16 protein-coding genes are annotated in these 21257 nt (G+C 73.2%); 15 read left to right on the top strand and 1 reads right to left on the bottom strand.

Going from position 1 to position 21257, the window contains the following annotated elements:
* The 12 genes from ACGFY5_RS36750 (at nt 1) to ACGFY5_RS36695 (ending at nt 17277) form a co-directional block, all read left to right on the top strand.
* Entirely contained in the window at nt 1-921 is a 921-nt protein-coding gene (locus tag ACGFY5_RS36750) for an NAD kinase (RefSeq protein WP_392727797.1), read from the top strand.
* Between the two features lie 10 nt (nt 922-931).
* Nucleotides 932-2701 (top strand): DNA repair protein RecN, encoded by a 1770-nt coding sequence (gene recN, locus ACGFY5_RS36745; RefSeq protein WP_392727795.1) that lies wholly within the window; start codon nt 932-934, stop codon nt 2699-2701.
* A gap of 22 nt (nt 2702-2723) precedes the next feature.
* On the top strand, nt 2724-3926 hold the full coding sequence (gene eis / locus ACGFY5_RS36740; protein WP_392727792.1) for an enhanced intracellular survival protein Eis: 1203 nt from the start codon (nt 2724-2726) through the stop codon (nt 3924-3926).
* Between the two features lie 88 nt (nt 3927-4014).
* Nucleotides 4015-5199, top strand: a complete 1185-nt coding sequence (steA, locus tag ACGFY5_RS36735) for a putative cytokinetic ring protein SteA (RefSeq protein WP_392727790.1) — start codon at nt 4015-4017, stop codon at nt 5197-5199.
* Nucleotides 5196-6128 carry a copper transporter gene (locus tag ACGFY5_RS36730; RefSeq protein WP_392727788.1) on the top strand — a complete coding sequence of 311 codons (933 nt, stop codon included), beginning with the start codon at nt 5196-5198 and terminating at the stop codon, nt 6126-6128. Before steA ends, ACGFY5_RS36730 begins: the two co-directional genes overlap by 4 nt.
* Before the next feature lie 17 nt (nt 6129-6145).
* Nucleotides 6146-7108 (top strand): hypothetical protein, encoded by a 963-nt coding sequence (locus ACGFY5_RS36725; RefSeq protein WP_392727785.1) that lies wholly within the window; start codon nt 6146-6148, stop codon nt 7106-7108.
* On the top strand, nt 7105-8850 hold the full coding sequence (murJ, locus tag ACGFY5_RS36720; RefSeq protein ID WP_392727783.1) for a murein biosynthesis integral membrane protein MurJ: 1746 nt from the start codon (nt 7105-7107) through the stop codon (nt 8848-8850). The genes ACGFY5_RS36725 and murJ overlap by 4 nt, the downstream gene beginning before the upstream one ends.
* The gene (locus ACGFY5_RS36715; protein ID WP_392727780.1) at nt 8847-9953 is read left to right on the top strand and encodes a glycosyltransferase family 4 protein; all 1107 of its coding nucleotides are present in this window, start codon (nt 8847-8849) and stop codon (nt 9951-9953) included. The genes murJ and ACGFY5_RS36715 overlap by 4 nt, the downstream gene beginning before the upstream one ends.
* Nucleotides 9950-12637, top strand: a complete 2688-nt coding sequence (locus tag ACGFY5_RS36710; protein WP_392727777.1) for a hypothetical protein — start codon at nt 9950-9952, stop codon at nt 12635-12637. Before ACGFY5_RS36715 ends, ACGFY5_RS36710 begins: the two co-directional genes overlap by 4 nt.
* On the top strand, nt 12634-14910 hold the full coding sequence (locus ACGFY5_RS36705; RefSeq protein ID WP_392727774.1) for a hypothetical protein: 2277 nt from the start codon (nt 12634-12636) through the stop codon (nt 14908-14910). Before ACGFY5_RS36710 ends, ACGFY5_RS36705 begins: the two co-directional genes overlap by 4 nt.
* A 52-nt stretch (nt 14911-14962) precedes the next feature.
* Nucleotides 14963-16672 (top strand): CTP synthase, encoded by a 1710-nt coding sequence (locus ACGFY5_RS36700; protein WP_392727772.1) that lies wholly within the window; start codon nt 14963-14965, stop codon nt 16670-16672.
* Entirely contained in the window at nt 16669-17277 is a 609-nt protein-coding gene (locus tag ACGFY5_RS36695; RefSeq protein ID WP_392727770.1) for an NUDIX domain-containing protein, read from the top strand. Before ACGFY5_RS36700 ends, ACGFY5_RS36695 begins: the two co-directional genes overlap by 4 nt.
* Before the next feature lie 188 nt (nt 17278-17465).
* On the opposite strand, the gene ACGFY5_RS36690 is transcribed toward ACGFY5_RS36695, so the two are convergent.
* A complete protein-coding gene (locus ACGFY5_RS36690) occupies nt 17466-17816 on the bottom strand; it encodes an NINE protein (RefSeq protein ID WP_392727767.1) in 351 nt (116 codons plus the stop codon).
* Nucleotides 17817-18002: 186 nt separating this feature from the next.
* Between ACGFY5_RS36690 and ald the strand changes: the two genes are divergently transcribed.
* The 3 genes from ald (at nt 18003) to ACGFY5_RS36675 (ending at nt 21115) form a co-directional block, all read left to right on the top strand.
* The gene (gene ald / locus ACGFY5_RS36685) at nt 18003-19118 is read left to right on the top strand and encodes an alanine dehydrogenase (RefSeq protein WP_392727764.1); all 1116 of its coding nucleotides are present in this window, start codon (nt 18003-18005) and stop codon (nt 19116-19118) included.
* Nucleotides 19078-20052: a site-specific tyrosine recombinase XerD gene (locus ACGFY5_RS36680; protein WP_392727761.1), complete on the top strand. Its 975-nt coding sequence runs from the start codon at nt 19078-19080 to the stop codon at nt 20050-20052. Before ald ends, ACGFY5_RS36680 begins: the two co-directional genes overlap by 41 nt.
* A gap of 370 nt (nt 20053-20422) precedes the next feature.
* Nucleotides 20423-21115, top strand: a complete 693-nt coding sequence (locus tag ACGFY5_RS36675; RefSeq protein WP_392727758.1) for a DUF4097 family beta strand repeat-containing protein — start codon at nt 20423-20425, stop codon at nt 21113-21115.
* Nucleotides 21116-21257: the final 142 nt, after the last annotated feature.

Raw genomic sequence — 21257 nt, 5'->3', positions numbered from 1 at the left:
ATGAGTCGGCAGGCACTGATCGTCACCCACGCCGGCCGAGCGCTCAACGTCGTCCACGCCCGCAGAGTGGCGGCGCAGCTCTCCGCCGCCGGTTTCGGCCTGCGGGTGCTCACCGACGAGGCGCCGGACCTGAACATCGACGCGGCTGTCGTCCGGCCCGACGAGAAGGCCGCGGTGGGCGCGGAGATCGTGTTCGCCCTCGGTGGCGACGGCACCGTGCTGCGGGGCGCCGCGCTCGCCCGTCCGGCCGGCGCCGCGCTGCTGGGCGTCAACCTCGGGCGGGTCGGGTTCCTCGCGGAGACCGAGGCCGAGCATCTCGACGAGACCGTGAAGCGGGTCGTCGACGGCGACTACGTCGTCGACGAGCGGATGACGCTGGAGCTGACCGTCGGTCGCCCGGACGGCACCACCGCACACGGCTGGGCCCTCAACGAGGCGTCGGTGGAAAAAGCCATGCGCGAGCGGATGCTCGAAATCATGGTGTCGATCGACGGTCGGCCGCTCTCGCGCTGGGGCTGTGACGGCGTCGTGTGTGCGACCCCGACCGGCTCCACGGCGTACGCGTTCTCGGCCGGCGGCCCGGTCGTGTGGCCCGACGTCGAGGCGATGCTGGTGGTGCCGATCAGTGCCCACGCGCTCTTCGCCCGGCCGCTGGTCACCGCTCCCACCTCGACGATCATGATCGAGGTGCTGGCCGAGGGCGTTCCCGCCGTGGTGTCCTGCGACGGACAGCGGGTGGTCGCGATGCCGCCCGGGAGCCGTGCGGTGATCCGCCGGGGGAACGACCCGGTCCGGGTCGTCCGGATGAGCCCGCGCCCGTTCACCGATCGCCTCGTCGCGAAGTTCGGCCTTCCCGTTCAGGGGTGGCGCGGCGACGCGGAAGCGGCCCGCAACGAGCGGGCTGTCGGTGGGGCTGGGTAGCCTCTGCCACGTGCTGGAGGAAATCCGAATCACCGGACTGGGCGTCATCGAAGACGCGACGCTGGAGCTCGTTGACGGATTCACGGTCGTCACCGGCGAGACCGGTGCCGGCAAGACGATGGTGGTAGCCGGTCTCGGCCTGCTGTTCGGGGGCCGGGCCGACGCCGGCCGGGTGCGTCGTGGCACCGGCCGGGCGATGGTCGAGGGCCGGCTGCGGTTCGAGCCCGACGACCCCGCGCAGAAGGTCGTGCTCGACCGGGTGGCCGAGGCGGGTGCCTCGCCCGACGAGGACGGCACGCTGCTGCTGGCGCGCAGCGTCGCCGCGGAAGGCCGGTCGCGGGCCCACGTCGGTGGCCGCACGGTTCCGGTGAGCCTGCTCGGCGAGTTGGCCGAGCAGATGCTCGCGGTGCACGGGCAGTCCGATCAGCTGCGGCTGCTCTCGGCGGCCGAGCAGCGTGGCGCGCTCGACCGGTACGCGGGGGAGGAGGCCGCCCACCTCCGGGAGGCCTGCAAAGAGCAGTACCAGGCGTGGCGCGCGGCGGTCGCCGAGCTCGCCGACCGCACGAACCGCGCCCACGAGCGTGCGCAGGAGGCCGACGCGCTGCGCTTCGGCCTCACCGAGATCGAGGCGGTCAACCCGCTGCCGGGTGAGGACGACGAGCTGAAGGCCGAGTCCCAGCGCCTCGAACACGCCGAGGAGCTGCGGATCGCCGCCTACACCGCGCACCAGGCGCTGGCCGGCGACCCCACGGCGGACATGGACACCGCGGACGTCGCCGCGCTGCTCGGCGTCGTGCGTCGGTCGCTGTCCGGTGTGGCCGCTCACGACGCGACGCTGGCTGACGCCGCGCGCCGCGCCGACGAACTGGCCGCACTCTGCGGCGAGCTGGGCACCGAACTCGCGTCCTACACCGAGAATCTGGACGCCGACCCGGCGCGGCTGGCGGCGGTGCACGAGCGGCGCGCCCAGCTGGCGGGCCTCACGCGCAAGTACGCCGACTCGATCGACGGTGTCCTGGCGTGGGCCGAGCAGGCGGCCGGGAAGCTCGCCGACCTCGACACGTCCGAGGAGGCGCTCGACGCGCTGCGGGCTCGTCGTGACGAGCTGGCGACGGAACTCGCGACCTCGGCGAAATCCCTGAGCAGCGCCCGGGAAGCCGCGGCGGTCCGCTTCGGCGAGCAGGTCACCGCCGAGCTCACCGGGCTCGCGATGCCGCACGCGCGGGTCGTCGCGGCGGTCTCGCAGAAGGAGGTCGGCGAGGGCTCGACGTCGGTGGAGATCGACGGCAGGCGGCTGGCGGTCGGGCCCGACGGTGTCGACGAGGTCGAGCTGCGCCTGGCGTCGCACCCGGGCGCCCCGGAATTGGCTTTGCACCGGGGGGCCTCCGGTGGTGAGCTGTCCCGCGTGATGCTCGCGATCGAGGTCGTCTTCGCCGGGGCCGGTGGCCCGCCGACGATGGTCTTCGACGAAGTGGACGCCGGTGTCGGTGGCCGGGCCGCGGTCGAGATCGGCAAGCGGCTGGCCCGGCTGGCGCGTACCCACCAGGTACTGGTCGTCACCCACCTGCCGCAGGTCGCCGCGTTCGCCGACCACCACGTCGTCGTCGTGAAGGACTCCGACGGGTCGGTGACCACGAGTGGTCTGCGGTCGCTGTCGGCGTCCGAGCGGGCGCGGGAGCTCGCCCGGATGCTCGCCGGTCTGGACGACAGCGACCTGGGCCTGGCGCACGCCGAGGAGCTGCTCGCCGTCGCGCAGGCCGAGAAGGACGCCGCTGCATGAGCGCGCGGGAGGTCCGGCCGACATGATCGACATCGTTCAGCTGACGCCTGACGACACCACGCTGACGACCGCTGGCGCGCACCTGCTGCGCAACGCGTTCGGTGGGCCCGACCGGGCCGACAAGTACCGGGAGAGCACCGCGCGTGACGTCGTGTTCGCGGCCGTCGAGGGGCGCGATCTGCTGGGCGTGACGTCGATCCGGCCGTACGGGCAGTGGTTCGCCGGGCGCGAGTTGCCGATGGGCGGCATCTCGTCGGTGGCGGTCGCGGCGCACGCGCGGCGCCGGGGCATCGCGCGGAAACTGCTGACGCGCGCGATCGAGCGGATGCGCGACGACGAGCAGCCGGTGAGCACGCTCTACCCGTCGATCCCGCCGGCGTACCGGTCGTTCGGGTGGGAGGTCGCCGGTCAGCTCGCGGTCATCGAACTTCCGGCGGCGCTGTTGGCGACGGCGGGGGCGGCCGGGCCCGCCGGGGTGAAACCCACCACCGACGTCAGCCTCCGTGCGCTCGACCGCGCCGAGCCGGCCGACGCCGACCTGAAGGCCGTGCACGCGCTGTACACCGCGGCCGCGCGCCCGGCGGTGGGGCCGCTGACCCGTACCGGCCCGGTGTTCGATCCGGCGAAGCTGGCCCGGTTGGACGGCCTCGTGATCGCCACTGTCGACGGGGTCGACGCCGGATACGTGAGCTGGAGCCGCGAGGAGATCCCCGACGCGGCAGCGCGGCTCGAGGTCCACGACCTCATCGCCGACCGGCAGGACGTGCGCGATGCCCTGCTGCGGGTCGCGGGCTCCTGGCAGACGTCGATCCGCAACACGCGGGTGCGGCTGGCCGACCCGGTGATCGGTGGCCTCGGGCTGCCGCGCGGCGGGTACACGTGGCACGAACCGTGGATGCTGCGGGTGATCGACGCCCCGGCCGCGGTGGCCGGGCGTGGCTACGGCCCGCTGGGCGCCGACGTCGATCTGGAGATCGTCGATCCGCAGGCGCCGTGGAACGACGGGCGGTGGACGCTGTCCGTGGCCGGCGGACGCGGCACCCTGACCCGGGGTGGCACCGGCGCGGTGAAGCTCGGCCCGCGCGGGCTCGCCGCGGTGTTCACGGGGTACGCGGGGGCGCAGGCGTTGCGTTCGGCGAGCCTGGCCGAGGGCGACGACGATGCGCTGGCGCGCCTGGCAGCGGCGTTCGCCGGCCCGGCGCCCTGGATGCTCGACGACTTCTGACGCGACGATAAATGCCCTTTGTGGTGGTTCCTGCCAGGAGGGCGCGTCGCTGCCAATCATGTAGGCACGCGGTGAGAGGATGCAGGGGATGCGCCTCCCGACTCTCCGACGCCCCCGCGCTGCCGATGGTGACACCGCCACGGCAGGGCCGGCGCGACTCGATCGCCGCACCAAGCGGCTCACTCAGCGGCTCAAGCCGGGTGACGTCGCGATCATCGACCACGTCGACATCGACCGGGTCGCCGGCGACGCACTGGTGGCGTCCGGTGTCTCCGCGGTCGTCAACGCGTCGCCGAGCATCTCGGGGCGCTACCCCAACCTCGGGCCCGAGGTCATCGTCGCCGCGGGCATCACGCTCGTCGACGCGGTCGGCCAGGAGATCTTCGACCGCGTCCGGGAGGGGCAGCGCGTCCGCGTCGACGGCGCGAACGTCTACCTCGACGACGAGATCGTCGCGACCGGTCAGCGTCAGGACTCCGAGACCGTTTCCGCCGCGATGACCGAGGCGAAGGCTGGGCTGTCGGTGCAGCTCGAGGCGTTCGCGGCGAACACGATGGAGTACATGAAGCGGGAGCGCGAGCTCCTGCTCGACGGTGTGGGTGTGCCGGAGATCCGCACCCAGATCGACGGCAGGCACTGCCTGATCGTCGTGCGCGGCTACGACTACCGCGAAGACCTCGACGTGCTCGGCTCCTACATCCGCGAGTTCCGCCCGGTGCTGATCGGCGTCGACGGCGGTGCGGACGCGCTGGTCGAGGCCGGCTACACGCCCGACCTGATCGTCGGCGACATGGACTCGGTCTCCGACGACGTGCTGCGCTGCGGCGCCGAGGTGGTCGTGCACGCCTATCCCGACGGACGCGCGCCGGGCCTGGCCCGCGTCGACCGGCTCGGCGTCCGTGCCGTGGTGTTCCCGGCGGCGGCCACCAGCGAGGACATCGCGATGCTGCTGGCCGACGAGCGCGGCGCGACGCTGATCGTCGCGGTCGGCACCCATGCCACGCTGGTCGAGTTCCTCGACAAGGGACGCGCGGGCATGGCGTCGACGTTCCTCACCCGCTTGCGGGTGGGCGGCAAGCTGGTGGACGCCAAGGGTGTGAGCCGCCTCTACCGGCAGCGCATGTCGTCGATGTCCTTGTTCGTCCTGATCGCGTCCGGGCTGTGCGCGATGGCGGCCGCGCTGGCGATCTCCACCGTCGGCCGCACCTCCCTGCAGCTGCTCGCCGAGCAGTGGGACAACCTGGTCTTCCAGCTACAGAGGCTGTTCTCGTGATCAACTTCCGGTACCACGTGGTCTCGCTGACCGCGGTCTTCCTCGCGCTGGCCGTGGGGTTGGTGCTCGGCACCGCGGCGCTGAACGGCACCGTGGCGAACCAGATCAACGAGCAGGTCGGCGGGCTCCGGAACAGCAACGACCAGCTGCGCGACCAGGTCGAGGAACTGCAGACCCGGGCGGCGTCGCAGAACGAGTTCGTGCGCCAGATCGCGCCCGGCCTGCTGGCCGGCAAGCTCAACACCAGGTCGGTGCTGCTGGTCAGCGGCCCGACGGCCGACAACGCCGACCGCGACCAGGTCGCGAAGATGCTGACGACGGCCGGCGCGACGATCACCGGTCAGGTGCGCCTGCGCAAGGACTTCACCGACCCGAACAAGGACGACGCCCTGCAGGACCTGGCCGCGCGCATCACTCCGGCCGGCGTCACGAACCTGCCGAACAACGGCGTGGGGGTGGAGACCTCGTCGGCGCTCCTGGCCACCGCGCTGCTCGCCAACCCGGCGCAGATCACCGCACTCAACCGCACGTCGATCATCGAGGCCTACGAGAACCTGCAGGTGCTCGACCTGGACGGTCAGGTCGCGACGACGCCGCCGACCGCCGTGGTGTTCGTGACCGGCTCCCCGGAGACCGGCAGCGGCGCGGACGTCCGCAACAAGGCGTTCGTCGAGATCGTGAAGCAGTTCGACACCGTGGCGGCGCAGATGGTACTAGCCGGGTCGACGGCGGCGGGGGCGGGCAACCCGGTGGCCGCGGTTCGCGACGACGGTACCCTGGCCAAGGCGATCTCGACCGTGGACGGGGTCTCGCTCGCGGAGGGGCAGGTGGCCACCGCCATGGCGCTGGTCGAGCAGTTCAACGGTCAGGTCGGGCACTACGGCACCGGCAGCGGCGCGACCGCGCGGATCCCGACGCTCCGCAGCTGATTCACCGAGGAGGACGCGTGCCCGCCGCACGGTTCGGTTCCGCCGCTCTGGCGGCTGCCGCCACGTACGCGCTGCAGCGTGCGGCGACGCGCCTCCCGGCGTCGATCACCCAGGCATTGGGTCGGACGAACCACCGGGGTGAGCCGGTGACGCTCGCCGAAGGGCCCACGACGGCCCTGGGTGCCACGCTCGCGGCCGTGATCGGCACGTCGGGGGTCTCACCGCGGGTAGCGACCGCCGTCGGCGTAGCGGGCCTGGGAGCCGCCGCCGTCGGCGCGTACGACGACGTCGTGGGCGCCCGGCCGGACCAGCGCACCGACAAGGGCTTCCGCGGGCACCTGAACGCGCTCCGCGAGGGCCGGGTCAGCGCGGGCGCGGTGAAGGTGGCCGGGGTCGGCGCGAGTGCGCTCGTCGCGGGTGCGCTGCTGCCCCGGGCGCGCTCACCGCTCGGCGCGGCGGTGGACACCGCGCTGGCCGCCACCGTGATCGCCGGTGCCGCGAACGTCGTCAACCTGTTCGACCTGCGCCCGGGGCGGGCGCTGAAGGTCGGTCTGCTGGCCGCGGGTCCGCTGCTGGTGTCCGACCGTTCCGGCTCCGCCGCCGTCGCGTCCGCGGTCACCGGTGCCGCCGTCACCGCTCTTCCCGACGATCTGGGCGAGCGGTCCATGCTGGGCGACGCCGGGGCGAACGCACTCGGGGCGCTGCTGGGCGTCGCCGCGGCGACCCGGCTCGGCCGCACCGGGCGGGCGCTGACCGCCGCCGGGCTGGTCGGGCTGATGGCCGCCAGCGAGAAGGTCAGTTTCACCGCGGTGATCGCGCGCACGCCCGCGTTGAACGCGATCGACCGGTGGGGGCGCCGGGCCCCCAGCACCGAGCCTGCCGCCGGAGTGCCAACCGCTGGGGAACCAGCGGCCGAGGTCACGGCGGCGCCAACGTCACAGCGGGTGGGGGAGCCGGGGCCGGGCGCCGGAGGGCGGTGACCGTGCCGGACACCGCGGCGGCCCCGGACGACACCGGGACGCCGCCGCTCCGGGCTCGCCGCACCCGGACGCTGCTCGGCGCGGCCGGTCTGATCGCGGGCCTCACCGTCCTCGCCCGGGTGGTCGGGTTCGGCCGGATCTTCGTGTTCACCGGCGCGGTGGGCTACCACGGCGTCGGCGACATTTACCAGGTCGTCAACACGATCCCGAACATCGTGTTCGAGATCGTCGCCGGTGGGGCGCTCGCCGCCGTCGTCGTGCCGCTGCTGGCCGGCGCCGCCGACCGGCGCGAGCGCGCGACCGTCGATCAGGTGACGTCCGCGCTGCTCACCTGGGCGATCCTGCTGCTCGCGCCGCTGGCGGTCGTCATCGCGGTCGGGGCCGGGCCGATCGTCGCCGGGCTGCTCGGGCCGGAGGCGAGTTCCGCAGACGGCGCGTTCGGACGTCTGCTGCTGCGGATCTTCGCGCCCCAGCTGGTGCTGTACGGCGTCGGTGTCGTGCTGACCGGCGTGCTGCAGGCGCACCGCCGGTTCGCCGGGCCGGCGCTCGCGCCGCTGCTCTCCAGCGTCACGGTGATCGCCGCGTACCTGGTCTACGGCCGGATGGAGAGCGGTGCCGAGAACGCCGTCGACGTCGGGCTCGCGGGCCAGCTCGTGCTGGCGGTCGGCACCACGCTGGGCGTCGTCGTGCTCTCGTTGAGCCTGCTGGTGCCGCTGCGCGGTACCGGTGTCCGGATCCGGCCTACGCTGCGGTTCCCGCCGGGCGTCGTCGAGCAGGTGGGGCGGTTGGTGGGAAGCGGTGTGGCCACCGTCGTCGGGCAGCAGCTGGCGCTGCTCGTCGCGCTCCTGCTGGCCAAACGCTGGTCGGCGCCGGACGGCTCGGTCGTGGTGTTCACGATGGCGCAGACGGTGTTCCTGCTGCCCTGGGCCGTGTTCGCGGTGCCGCTGGCGACGTCGGCGTACCCGCGGTTGGCGGCCGCGTGGGAGCGTGCGGACCATTCCGGGTACCGCGACACACTGCGGACGACGCTCAACGGCACGCTGGTGCTCTGCGCGCTGGCCACCGCGGCGCTGATCGCCGGTGCGGAGCCGATCGCGGCGGTCGTCACGGCCGCCGGAGACGGTGACGCGAGCCGGTCGGCGGTGGCGGCGGGCGTCGCGCTCTTCGCGCCGGGACTGCTCGGGTACGGGCTGTTCGCGCTGCTGTCGCGGGCGTTGTACGCGGCCGGGCGGCCGGGGCCGGTCGCTGTCGCGGTGCTCGGCGGGTGGGCGGTCACCGCTGTCGCCGACGTGGTGCTCGCGCTGGTGCTGCCGGCCGGCGACCGGGTCGCGGCGCTCGCGGCGGGCAACACGATCGGGATGACGGTGCTGGGCGTCGCGCTGCTGGTGCTGACCGCTCGGATCACCGGGGCGGGGTCGCTGCGCGGCCTGGGACGTCTGTTCGCCGCGCTGGTACCCGCCGGGGTGGTCGCCGCGGCGGGTGGGGCGTGGGTCGCGTCGGCGATTCCCGGGGACAGCGTGTTGGCCGTGCTCGGCGTCGGTGCCGTGACCGCTGTGTCGGTCGTGGTGCTTTTCGTGGTGGTGTTGCGCGTGGTCGGACGGCTGGTCGGCGCGGAGACGGGCGTCCCCCTCAGGCGACCCGGGGAGACCCGGCGAACGAAGTCAGTGACAAAGCTGTCGGACCGACCAGGCATGCTGGACCCCGAGCGACAAGTGACCGACCACGAAGGAGAGAAGGCGTGAACAGCGGACGGCCGCGGGTTGCGCTGGTGCTGGCGTCGAGCACGGGCGGCGTCGGTCGCCACGTGCGGTCGCTGGCCCAGCACCTGGTCGCGTCCGGGCACCGGGTCGACGTGCACGGCCCGGCCGCCACCGAGGACCTGTTCGCCTTCCGCTCGGTCGGAGCCGGATTCGCGCCGGTGGAGATCCCCGCCCGCCCGCACCCGCTGAAGGACGCCACCGCGCTGGCGACGCTGCGCCGCCGGCTGCGCGCCGACCGCCCCGACGTCGTGCACGCCCACGGGCTGCGTGCCGGGCTGGTCGCTGCGGCGGCCGGGCGCCGGCCGCTGGTCGTCACGTGGCACAACCTGCTGATGGCCCGGAATCCGGTGTTGCGGGGGCTCGAGCGGGTCGTCGCCCGGTCCGCCGACGTCACGCTGACCGCGTCCGACGACCTGATCGGGCGGGTGCTGCGGCTCGGCGGGCGCGACGTCCGGCCGGGGCCGGTCGCTGCGCCGGCGCTCGAGGCGCCGGCGAAGACCCGCGCCGAGACCCGGGCGGCGCTCGGCGTCGACGGCCCGCTGGTGCTCACCGTGAGCCGGTTGCACCAGCAGAAGCGTCTCGACGTGCTGATCGACGCTTCCGTGCGGTGGGCCGGTGCTACGGTCGTCGTCGCGGGGAGTGGCCCGGAGGAGGCCGCGCTCCGGCAGCGCGTCGCCGAGCGCGCTGCGCCCGTGCGGTTCCTCGGCCACCGGTCCGATGTCGCCGAGCTGCTGGCCGCGTGTGACGTCGCGGTGGTCACCAGTGACTGGGAGGCGCGCCAGCTGTTCGCGCAGGAGGCACTGCGGGCCGGGCGTCCGCTGGTGGCCACCGCGGTCGGCGGGGTGCCGGGCCTGGTCTCCGATGGTGCCCGGCTGGTGCCCGCCGGTGACCCCGGCGCGGTCGCCGACGCGGTGAGCGCGCTGCTCGCCGACCCCGACGCCGCCCGTGCGCTGGCCGCACGCGGCGCGGAGATCGCCGCCGGCTGGCCCGACGAGGCCACTGTCGCGGCGCACGCCGCTGCCGTCTACGCGGAGCTCGCCGGTTCGGCCGATGCGGAACACGCGCCGGCGGAGGCGCCCTCGTGACGGGGGAGCGGACGATCACGCTGCTGCTCCGCGTCGCGGTGGTGTGTGCCGTGGTCGTGATCGCCGCGATCACCGGCATGACCGCGGTGCCGGGCCTGCCGGTGGCCTCGCCCGCACCGGTCACCCCCGCGACCGCGCACGTCGTCGTGGTGGGCGTTCCGGGGCTGCGCTGGGACGACGTCGACGCGCAGCACACCCCCACGCTCTGGCGCCTGATGCGCGAGGGCAGCGCCGGTGCGCTGTCGGTGCGCGCCGCGGGCCCGCTGACCTGCCCGGCCGACGGCTGGGTGACGCTCGGCGCCGGGAACCGGGGCCGCGGCCCGAGGCACGGGTCCACCTGTCCCGACCAGTTCCCGCTCGCCGCGCCCACTCCGGCCGGCGGAACCAGTGCCGCCGGCGGCACCGGGGTGCGGCTCCCGCAGCAGCGCGAGATCATCGCCCGCAACAGCGACCTTTCGCAGGGCACTCGCCCCGGGGCGCTCGCCGACGGCGTCCGGTGCGTCAGCGCGGTGGGGCGCGGTGCCGCGGTCGCGGCCGCGCACCCGAGCGGTCGCATCGACCGGTACGTCGCGACGCTGCCCGCGAACTCCACCGAGCTGTTCACCCGCTGCCCCGTCACGATCGTCGAGGGGCCGGCGATCTCCGACCGCAGCGGCGCGCCGACGCGCCAGCGGGTGGCCACCGCGGCCGACGCGATCGTCGCCCGGGTCGACGCCGCCCGCCCGACCGGTTCGGTGCTGCTCGTCGTCGGGGTTTCCGACACCGGCGACGTGCCGCGGCTGCACGTGGCGGTCGCGGTCGGCCCCGGCTTCACCCCCGGTGCCGAGCTCATGTCGCCCACGACCGGAAAGGCGCCGTTCGTCCAGCTGATGGACCTGGCCCCCACCGCGATCTCCGCGCTGGGCCTCGCCCCGGTGCCGTCGATGAACGGTGTCGCGATGGTCCCCGCCGGTGCCCAGGCGGCCACCCCGGCCGGTCAGGTCGCGCGGCTGAACGACCACGACCGCGCCGCCGGTGCGCAGCGGCCGCTCGTGCAGCCGTTCTTCACGATCATGGTCGTCGCGGTGATCGCGCTGATGCTGGCGTCCTGGCAACTGGCGTTCCGCGGCTGGCACACGGTCGTGGCCGAGGTCGACGTCGCGGCCGTCCCCGCGCCGGCGACGAAATTGCGATGGCCGCGGGCGCTCGAGGTCGTCGAGGTCCTGGCGGTGACGCTGGCGACGGTTCCGGTGGCCGCGTTCGCCGCGAACGTCGTCCCGTGGTGGCGCTCGGACCACCCGCTGTTCATCCTCGTCGCGCTGATCCTGGCCGGGGTCGCGGCGCTCACCGGCATCGCGTACGGCGGGCCCTGGCGCGGGCGTCCCACCGGTCCGATCGGCTGTGTGGCGATCGCGACCGCGCTGGTGCTCGGCGCCGACGTGCTCACCGGCAGCAACCTGCAGCTCAACGCGGTGCCCGGGTACTCGCCGCTGGTCGCGGGCCGGTTCACCGGGTTCGGCAACCTCGCGTTCGGCGTCTACGCGGCCGGGGTGCTGATCGGCGTCGGGTGTCTGGCCCAGGCGGTGCCGGGCTGGCGTCGCCCGACGCTGTTCACGGTGGCCGGTGCCGCCGCGGTGCTCGTCGTCGGCGCTCCCGGGTGGGGGGCCGACATCGGCGGCATCCTCGCGCTGACGCCGGCCGTGCTGCTCGCCGCGGTGCGGTTGTCGGGGCGGCGGGTGTCGAGCGCGGTCGTCGCCGGTGCGGCGGTGGCTGCGCTCGGTGCGGTGTCGGCGTTCGCGGCGGCCGACTACGCGCGCCCGGAGTCCGACCGGTCGCACCTCGGGCGGTTCGTCGCCCAGCTGCTCGACGGTCAGGCCGGCACCGTGATTCAGCGCAAGGCCGAGGCCAACGTCAACCTGCTGCTCACCAGCCAGCTCACGATCCTGGTGGTGGCGGTCGCGATCTTCGTGACGTTCGTCCTGCTGGTGCCCACCGCGCGGCTGCGCCGCGTGCTGGGGTTGTACCCGGCCGTGCGGGCCGGGCTCACCGGGCTCGGCGTCGCCGCGGTACTCGGGTTCGCGCTGAACGACTCCGGCGTGGCGGTGCCCGCGTTCGCGTCGATGGTGGCGGTGCCACTGGCCATCGCGCTCACGATCCGCGTCGCGTTGGCTGGTCGCCGGCCCGCACGTCGCGATCTGCCGGTGTGGAACGCACCGGCGACTTCTGCCCCGCCTCCGCCGTCGTCCGGACCGGGCTCCGGCGAGGCACCGGATGATCCGTCGCACCCGACGGACCCCCGGCCGTCCGGACCCGAGCCGCTACCCGGCTCGTCGGACGAACCCCCTTCGACAGGCGGAGACCCCGTTGTGCCTGCGACCACCCCACTGAACGAGGCCCCACCCCCCGACGCGTCACGCTCCGCCCCCGGCGCGCCACGCTCCGCCCCCGGCGCGGCGCAGAAGCCCCCGGCCGACGGCGCGGCCCCCTCGGCCGCGTCGGCCGACGGCGCGGCCTCCTCGGCCGACGCGGCCGACGCGGCCGACGGCGCGGCCATGCCGGCCGATGTGGCCATGCCGGCCGACTCCGCGGTGGCGGCTGACTCCGCGGTGCGCGTGCCTCGGGCCCGGGCGGAGGCCGGGGAGGCCGAGGTCACGCCGGAGCAGGCGGACGAGGCTGTGGGGCCCAGTGGTCGGGTGGCGCGGTGAGAGGTCGGATTCTGGGTGTCGCGGGGCTCGCGGCGGTGCTCGGCGCGCTGTTCGCCCCGACGGCGGCGGCCGCGCGGCCGGCGACCGAGACGATCCGGTCGGACGCAGTCATCGTGGTCGGTGTGGCCGGCCTGCAGTGGGCCGACGTCACCGATCGCACGCCGACGCTGGCCAAGCTCGCCACCAAGGGCTCGGTCGGCACGCTGTCGGTACGGTCCGCCCCGGCGGTCACCTGCGCCGGTGAGGGCTGGCTGACGCTCGGCGCGGGCCGGTCGTCAGCGATCGTCGAACCGTCGGAGATCGACACCGCCGAGGGCTGCGGTCCCCGCACCGCGCCGCCGGTCAGCACCCGGAAGAAGGGCTCCGGCGCCTCGGTCGACGGCTGGGAGGACCTCGCCGCACTCAACCGGGGCCTGCGCTTCGGCGCGAAGCCCGGCCTGATCGGCACCCGGCTCAACTGCACGGGCGCGGTCGGCACCGGCGGGGCGCTCGCCGCCGCCGACTCGTCCGGGACCATCGACGTCTACCGTCCCACGTTGCCCGACGATCCTGGCCCACTGCTGCGCGCCTGCCCGTTCACCGCGATCGACCTCGGCATCCTGCCCGACCCCGCCCACTACGGCACCCAGCGGGCCGAGGCACTGCGCCGCGTCGACACGGCGCTCGCGCAGATCGAGGCCACCCGCCCGGTGAACTCGACGCTCCTGGTCGTCGGCGTCTCCGACACCGACGCCACCGACGGCCGCCTGCACGTGGCGATCGGGGTCGGCCCCGGCTTCGAGGGCGGCTGGCTGCGCTCGCCCAGCACGGGGCGCGAACCATACCTGCAACTCGTGGACATGGCGCCCACCGTCCTCGCGGTGCTCGGCGAGTCGGTCCCCGACGACATCGCCGGCCGCCCGGTCATCACGTCCGACACCGAGCGCCCCGGCTTCGACGCGACCCGCGAGGAGCTGGTCGACGCCGACACCGCAGCGGTCTCGCGCAAGCACCTCGTCGGCACGTTCCTGGCCGGGTTCGCGGTGCTGTGCGCGATCGTCTACGGCGTCGCCGCGTGGCTGATCCGCCGCCGCGAGCCCACGGCCACCCTCCGGCGGTACGGCTCGATCGCGGTGACCGGGCTGAGCGCGTTCCCCGTGGCCACGTTCCTCGCGAACCTGGTGCCCTGGTGGGCCGCCGATCCGACGATCCCGGCGCTGGCCGGTGCGGTGCTCGGCGCGATGGTGCTGGTCACCGCCGCGGCGATCGCACCGCCCTGGGGCCGCACCGCCACCGGGCGGCTGGCCGCGATCAGCGCGGTCACCGTCCTCGTCCTGCTCGCGGACGTGGCGACCGGAGCGCGTCTGCAGTTGAACAGCCTGCTCGGCTACACGGCACTGGAGGGCGGACGGTACGTCGGGTTCGGCAACGTCGCCTTCGCCGTACTGGGCACTGCCGCGGTGCTCCTGGCGGCGGCGCTGGCCACCGGGCGGCCCGCTCGCACCGCAGTGGCCGTGGCGCTGGCCGTCGCGGTGCCGGTGATCGTCGTCGAGGGCTCGCCCGGCCTCGGTACCGACTTCGGCGGCATCCTCACGCTCGTGCCCGCGTTCGGCGTCCTCACGCTGCTGGTCGCCGGGCGGAAGGTCACCACCGGCAAGGCCGTGGCCGTGCTCGGGACCGGCGCCGCGCTGGTCGCTGCGCTCGCGATCGCGGACTACCTTCGGCCCGAGGAGGACCGCACGCACTTCGGCCGGTTCGTGGCCACCGTGCTCGACGGCAACGGGCTGGCCACCGTCGACCGGAAGATTCGCGCGAACCTCGACCTGCTGTTCGCCGGGCCGCACACGATCGCTGCGGCGCTCCTGCTGGTCGTGGCCGCGGTCGCGGTGTTCCGGCCACCGACGGGGCTCCGGATCGCCTACGAGGCCCACCCGGGGCTGCGGACGGGCCTGCGCGTGGTCGTGGTCCTCGGCCTGCTCGGGTTCGCGGTCAACGACTCCGGGATCGCCATCCCGGTGAACGCGGCGCTGATCGCTCTGCCCGCCGCGGTGGCGGCTTGGCTGCGCCCGTATCCAGCAGGGAGCGTCGGTACGAATCATGTACCCAGTGGGGGCGACGGTGGTCCGGAGACCGACAGATTCCGGACGGACGGTACGCCGAATGGCGTAGAGAAAGAGAACGAACAGGAAACGGATAAGGGCGACCAGGCGACTACGGAGGGTACAACCGACGGAGGGAAACCGTCCGACACGCCAGCACGCTCCGCAGAGGCCACCGCAGACGTGTTACCGTGAAATTCCGTGGGCGCGCGGGCCACCAGGCCGCGCCATTACCGCGGGAGTCCCCTTGTCGCTGTCGTCGCAGGCGACCACGCATGTCTTCGTCACCGGGGGAGTCGCATCCTCGCTCGGTAAAGGCCTGACCGCGAGCAGCCTGGGCAATTTGCTCAGCGCACGCGGCTTGCGGGTTGTCATGCAGAAGCTGGATCCGTACCTCAACGTCGATCCCGGAACGATGAACCCGTTCCAGCACGGAGAGGTGTTCGTCACCGAGGACGGGGCCGAGACCGACCTCGACGTCGGTCACTACGAGCGCTTCCTCGACACCCAGTTGCGGGCGAACGCCAACGTCACCACCGGTCAGGTGTACAGCCGGGTGATCGCCAAGGAACGTCGCGGTGAGTATCTGGGCGACACCGTCCAGGTCATTCCGCACATCACGAACGAAATCAAGGAGCGGATCCGCGGGATGGCCGCGGCCGGTCCCGACGGCGTGGTGCCCGACGTCGTGATCACCGAGGTCGGCGGCACGGTCGGTGACATCGAGTCGCTGCCGTTCCTGGAGGCGATCCGGCAGGTCCGCCACGACGTGGGCCGCGACAAGGTGCTGTTCCTGCACGTGTCGCTGGTGCCGTACCTGTCGCCGAGCGGTGAGCTGAAGACCAAGCCGACCCAGCACTCGGTGGCGGCCCTGCGCAACATCGGTATCCAGCCGGACGCGATCGTGTGCCGGTCGGACCGGGAGATTCCCGAGGCGCTCAAGCGCAAGATCAGCCTGATGTGCGACGTCGACGCCGACGCGGTGGTCTCCTGCTCCGACGCCGCCTCGATCTACGACATCCCGAAGGTGCTGCACCGCGAAGGGCTGGACGCGTTCGTTGTGCGCCGGCTGAACCTGCCGTTCCGGGACGTGGACTGGAGCCGTTGGGACGACCTGCTCGACCGCGTGCACCGCCCGCACCACACGGTGACGGTCGCGCTGGTCGGCAAGTACATCGACCTCCCCGACGCGTACCTGTCGGTGACCGAGGCGCTGCGCGCGGGGGGTATCGCCAACTACGCGAAGGTCGACATCCGCTGGGTGCCGGCCGACAAGTGCGCGACGCCGGCGGGTGCCGCGGCCGCGCTCGCCGACGTCGACGGGGTGCTGATCCCCGGTGGGTTCGGGGTGCGTGGCATCGACGGCAAGCTCGGCGCGATCACCTACGCCCGCCAGAACCGCATCCCGACGCTGGGGCTGTGCCTTGGGCTGCAGTGCATGGTGATCGAGGTGGCGCGGTCGCTGGCGAAGCTGGACGGGGCGGACTCGACCGAGTTCACGCCCGACGCGCCGCACCCGGTGATCTCGACGATGGCGGACCAGAAGGACGTCGTGGCCGGTGACCGGGACATGGGCGGCACCATGCGGCTCGGTGCGTATCCGGCTGCTCTGACCCCGGGATCCGTGGTTGCTGACGCGTACGGGTCGGTTTCCGTCTCGGAGCGCCACCGGCACCGGTACGAGGTCAACAACTCCTACCGCAAGCAGCTGACGTCGGTGGGCCTGGAGTTCTCGGGCACCTCGCCGGACGGCACGCTGGTGGAGTTCATCGAGCTCGACCGCGAGCAGCACCCGTACTTCGTCGCCACCCAGGCGCACCCGGAGTTCAAGTCGCGGCCGACGCGGGCGCACCCGCTGTTCCGGTCGTTCGTGGCGGCGGCGCTGGAGTACAACGACGCCGGTCGGCTGCCGGTCGAGGTGCCGGTGCAGGACACCCCCGCGGGTGCTCTGTCGTGACGTACGAGCTCGTGTCGCGCACGCCGCAGTTCACGTCCGGGCGGGTGATCGACGTCGTGACCGACGAGGTCACGATGCCCGGCGGGAACACGCGGCTGCGCGACTGGATCATCCACCCGGGTGCGGTCGGGGTCGTGGCGGTGGATTCGTCCGACCGTGTCCTGCTGGTGCGGCAGTACCGGCACCCGGTGGGCCGGGAGCTGTGGGAGCTCCCGGCCGGGTTGCTCGACGTGGAGGGGGAGCCGGCCGTGGTGTCGGCTGCCCGGGAGCTCGCGGAAGAGGCGGACCTGCGGGCCGGGCGGTTCGACACGCTCGTGGATCTGCTCACGACGCCCGGGGCGTCGAACGAGGCGATCCGGATCTATCTGGCGCGGGAGATCAGCGGAGTGCCGGAGGCGGAGCGCTACACGCGGTTCGACGAGGAAGCCGGGATGACTACGGCGTGGTTCGCGTTGGACGAGGCCGTCGACATGGTGCTCGGCGGCTCGATCGAGAACGCGGCCGCTGCGGCGGGGGTGCTGGCGGCGTTCGCCGCGCACGCCCGGGGCTATACCGGGCTCCGGGGCCCGGACGCCCCCTGGGCGGCGCGACCGTCTCGGGTCTGACGACGCCGAAGGCGTCAGGCTCTGACGTGGAGCCCGTCGAGGGCGGGGCTGACAGTCGCGGCCGAGGGCGCGGCGTATAGGTGATACTCAAGTCCTCGGCCGCGCCTGTCAGCGTCGTCCTCGACGGGCCGTGCAGAAAGTAGAGCGCCGCGCCCCATCGGGGCGCGGCGCTTCGGGACGTGCGGGGGTCAGTTCGGGCGCAGCGGGCGGCCCTGGGCGTCCGTGCCGCCGTTGACGAGGATCATGATCCCGTCGATCAGCGGCCACAGGGCGCCGAGGCCACAGGTGAGCCACGTGGCCGCGATCTGACCGATCGCGATGCCGGTGTGACCGGTGTAGAACCGACCGGCGCCGAAGCTACCGAGCAGGATGCCCAGCAGGCCTGCGATCAGCTTCGACTTGTCGGAGTAGGGGAGGCCGGTCGCCGGGTCGACGGCGCCGTAACCGGGCTGGCCGCCCGGGTATCCGCCCGGCTGACCGCCGGGGTAGCCGCCCGGCTGACCGCCGGGGTACTGGCCAGGAGGTGGAGAGTAGGTCATGGCGCCGCAGCGTAGTGGGCTCGGGTTACATCGCACGATCGGGTAGGCGACACCCGTCAATTCGTGTCTTATTTGTTTACAAATGCCGACCGAGATTCCGGTTTTGTCTTCCCGGTTTTGACCTCGTTTACAGCTGCAACCAGCGGTTACCGTACTTCGTCGCTCTCGGTGTCTAGACTCCCCTGCGTGAGGATCGGTGTCCCGGCAGAGGTCAAGAACTCCGAGTACCGCGTCGCGCTGACCCCGGCGGGTGTCCAGGAGCTGGTGCGCCACGGTCACTCGGTCGCGGTCCAGGCGGGCGCGGGCCTGGGCTCCTCGCTGACCGACGCGGACTTCGCCGCCGCCGGGGCCGACATCGTCGGGACCCCCGACGCGGTCTGGGGCGACGCCGAGCTCGTCCTCAAGGTCAAGGAGCCCACGCCTGAGGAATACGACCGGATGCGCCCCGGTCAGACCCTCTTCACGTACCTGCACCTGGCCGCGTCCAAGGAGTGCACGGACGCGCTCGTCGAGCGCCGGGTCACCGGGATCGCCTACGAGACCGTCGAGCTGGCCGACCGGTCGCTGCCCCTGCTCGCGCCGATGAGCGAGGTGGCGGGGCGGCTGGCGCCGCAGGTCGGGGCGTACCACCTGATGCGGTCGGGCGGGGGCCGCGGGACTCTGATGGGTGGGGTGTCCGGGGTCTATGCCGCCAAGACCGTGGTGATCGGTGCCGGGGTCTCCGGGATGAACGCGGCAGCCATCGCGCTGGGGATGCAGGCCGAAGTACTGCTGCTGGACACCAACATCGACAAGTTGCGCGCCGCCGACCGCATCTACCAGGGGCACCTGCAGACCGTGGCGTCCAACAGCTACGAGATCGAGAGGGCGGTGCTCGACGCCGACCTGGTCGTGGGCGCGGTGCTGGTAGCCGGTGCGCGGGCCCCGAAGCTGGTGTCGAACGCGCTGGTCGCGGAGATGAAGCCGGGGTCGGTGCTCGTCGACATCGCTATCGACCAGGGCGGGTGCTTCGAGGATTCGCGTCCCACCACGCACGCCGACCCGACCTACCGGGTGCACGATTCGGTGTTCTACTGCGTCGCGAACATGCCGGGTGCGGTGCCGCACACCTCGACGTATGCGCTGACCAACGTCACGTTGCCGTACGCGCTGCAGTTGGCCGACCGGGGCTGGAAGGACGCCCTGCGCGCCGATCCGGCGCTCGCACTCGGGCTCAACACGTACGACGGGCACGTGGTGTCGGCGCCGGTGGCGTCGGCGCATGGCTTGGCGGCGACGCCGCTCGCCGACGTCCTGGCCTGACGTAGGCGTGGAGGCGCTGGAGCGGGCGGTGCGGGGGTATCTCGACCATCTGGCGGTCGAGCGTGGCCTGGCGCGGAACACGCTGGTGGCCTATCGGCGCGACCTCGAGCGGTACGTGGGGTTCCTCGGGTCCCGGGGCGTCGACGGGCTGGCCGGGGTGGGGGAGCGGGACGTGGGGGAGTTCCTCGCCGCCCTGCGCGCCGGTGACGACGAGCACCCGCCGCTGGCCGCGTCGTCCGCCGCACGGGCCGTGGTGGCGGTCCGCGGCCTGCACCGCTTCGCGGTCCGTGACGGCCGTGCGAGTGCCGACCCGGCCCGGGAGGTCCGGCCCCCCACGCCGGCGCGCCGGTTGCCCAAGGCGTTGCCTCTCGTCGACATCGAACGGCTTTTGGACGCCACGAGCGCCGGCGACGACGAGCCGCGCGCCGTGCGGGACCGGGCGCTGCTCGAGCTGCTGTACGGCACCGGTGCGCGGATCTCCGAGGCGGTGGGGCTGGACGTCGACGACGTCCCCACAGCGGACCGTGACACGGTCGCGCTGACCGGCAAGGGCGACCGCACCCGGCTGGTGCCGGTCGGCTCGTTCGCCCGGTCCGCGATCGACGCGTACCTCGTGCGGTCGCGGCCGGCGCTGGCGACGAAAGGGCGCGGCACCCCCGCGCTGTTCCTCAACGCCCGGGGTGGGCGGCTGTCCCGGCAGGGGGCGTGGGGGATCCTCAACGGCGCTGCCGAGCGCTCCGGTCTGGCCGGGAAGGTGTCGCCGCACACGCTGCGGCACTCGTTCGCCACCCACCTGCTGGACGGCGGCGCCGACGTCCGCGTCGTCCAGGAGCTCCTGGGCCACTCGTCAGTGGCCACGACCCAGATCTACACCCTGGTCACGGCGGAGAAACTCCGCGAGGCCTATGCCCTAGCCCACCCCCGCGCCCTGTAGTGCGCGGCCCGCTGAGAACGACGCTGACAGGCGAGCGCGAGCCCTTGAGTATCAGTTATACGAGGCGGTCTCGCGCTCGACTGCCAGCGCCGCCCTCAGCGGGCTCCAGGTCAGAGCAGATGCGCCCGAGGTGGTCTCGCGTTCGACTGGCAGCGTCGCCCTCGGCGGGCTCCGGGTCAGAGCAGATGCGCCCGAGGCGGTCTCGCGCTCGACTGCCAGCGTCGCCCTCAGCGGGCTCCAGGTCAGAGCAGATGCAGTCGTCTCGGGGGTGACCCGTAGGTGGGAATGGGGGGGAAGTCAGGGGCTACGCCGGATGGGCGGTGGGCTCTTTTTCGCCAGGCTGAGTGCCGACGCGAAGAAGGGCGGACCGATGAAGGCGCACACGGGTGGGCGGATCGCGGCGGTCGTGGGGCTGGTCACGGCCGCGGCGCTGCTGAGCGGCTGCGACCAGCTGCTCCGGGAGAAGAGCGAAGAGCACTACGAAATCACCGACGCCGTGCAGAAGCTGTCGGTGGGCGGCGACGCGGTTCAGCTCGAGGTGGTCGCCGGTGACGGGCCGGTGTCGGTGGACGAGACCGTCCGCTACAACGGGTCCAAGCCCACGACCGGTCACCGCGTGGACGACGGCGTCCTGACGCTCGATTCCCCGGGCTGCACCGGCAAGAAGGCCTGCGAGGTGCGCTACCGCGTGACGGCACCGGCCGGCACGGCGCTGTCGATGGACGTCGACGCGGGGAACCTGGACGCGACCGGCCTCTCGGGCGCCATGATCGTCCGGATCGACGTCGGTCAGGTGACCACGCACCGGTCGCTGAGCCGGTCCACCGACGTCCGGGTCGGCGTCGGTGACGTCGACATGCGATACGCGGGTGCTCCCGACAAGGTCGCGGTCACCACGAACACCGGCGCGGTCTCACTGGTGCTGCCGGGCGCGGGCCCGTACGCGGTGAACACCCACACCGACGTCGGCGACACCGACATCACGGTCCCGAGGTCAGCGACGTCCCGGCACGCGGTCGACGTGACGGTCGACGTCGGAGCGATCACGGTGGCGTCCGCATAGGACCGAGCACCGGAAAGGTGCGACACGACAGCGACACGCCGACCGACTTGCGGGTTTGTCGACATTCTTTGCTTTGGCCTCACCCGCTCCTTAGGGTTCACGGCAAGTTCGGCGGACTCTGCCGACGCAGCGGCGGGAGCTG

It is taken from the genome of Cryptosporangium sp. NPDC048952 (assembly GCF_043197895.1).
Lineage (GTDB): Bacteria > Actinomycetota > Actinomycetes > Mycobacteriales > Cryptosporangiaceae > Cryptosporangium.
This window is presented reverse-complemented; position numbering and strand designations above follow the sequence as displayed.

Bases quoted from the DNA above. Each gene is read 5' to 3' on its own strand.
- ACGFY5_RS36750 (WP_392727797.1), top strand. From the start codon at position 1: ATGAGTCGGCAGGCACTGATCGTCACCCACGCCGGCCGAGCGCTCAAC.
- eis (WP_392727792.1), top strand. From the start codon at position 2,724: ATGATCGACATCGTTCAGCTGACGCCTGACGACACCACGCTGACGACC.
- steA (WP_392727790.1), top strand. From the start codon at position 4,015: ATGCGCCTCCCGACTCTCCGACGCCCCCGCGCTGCCGATGGTGACACC.
- ACGFY5_RS36690 (WP_392727767.1), bottom strand. From the start codon at position 17,816: ATGACCTACTCTCCACCTCCTGGCCAGTACCCCGGCGGTCAGCCGGGC.
- ACGFY5_RS36680 (WP_392727761.1), top strand. From the start codon at position 19,078: ATGGCTTGGCGGCGACGCCGCTCGCCGACGTCCTGGCCTGACGTAGGC.
- ACGFY5_RS36675 (WP_392727758.1), top strand. From the start codon at position 20,423: ATGAAGGCGCACACGGGTGGGCGGATCGCGGCGGTCGTGGGGCTGGTC.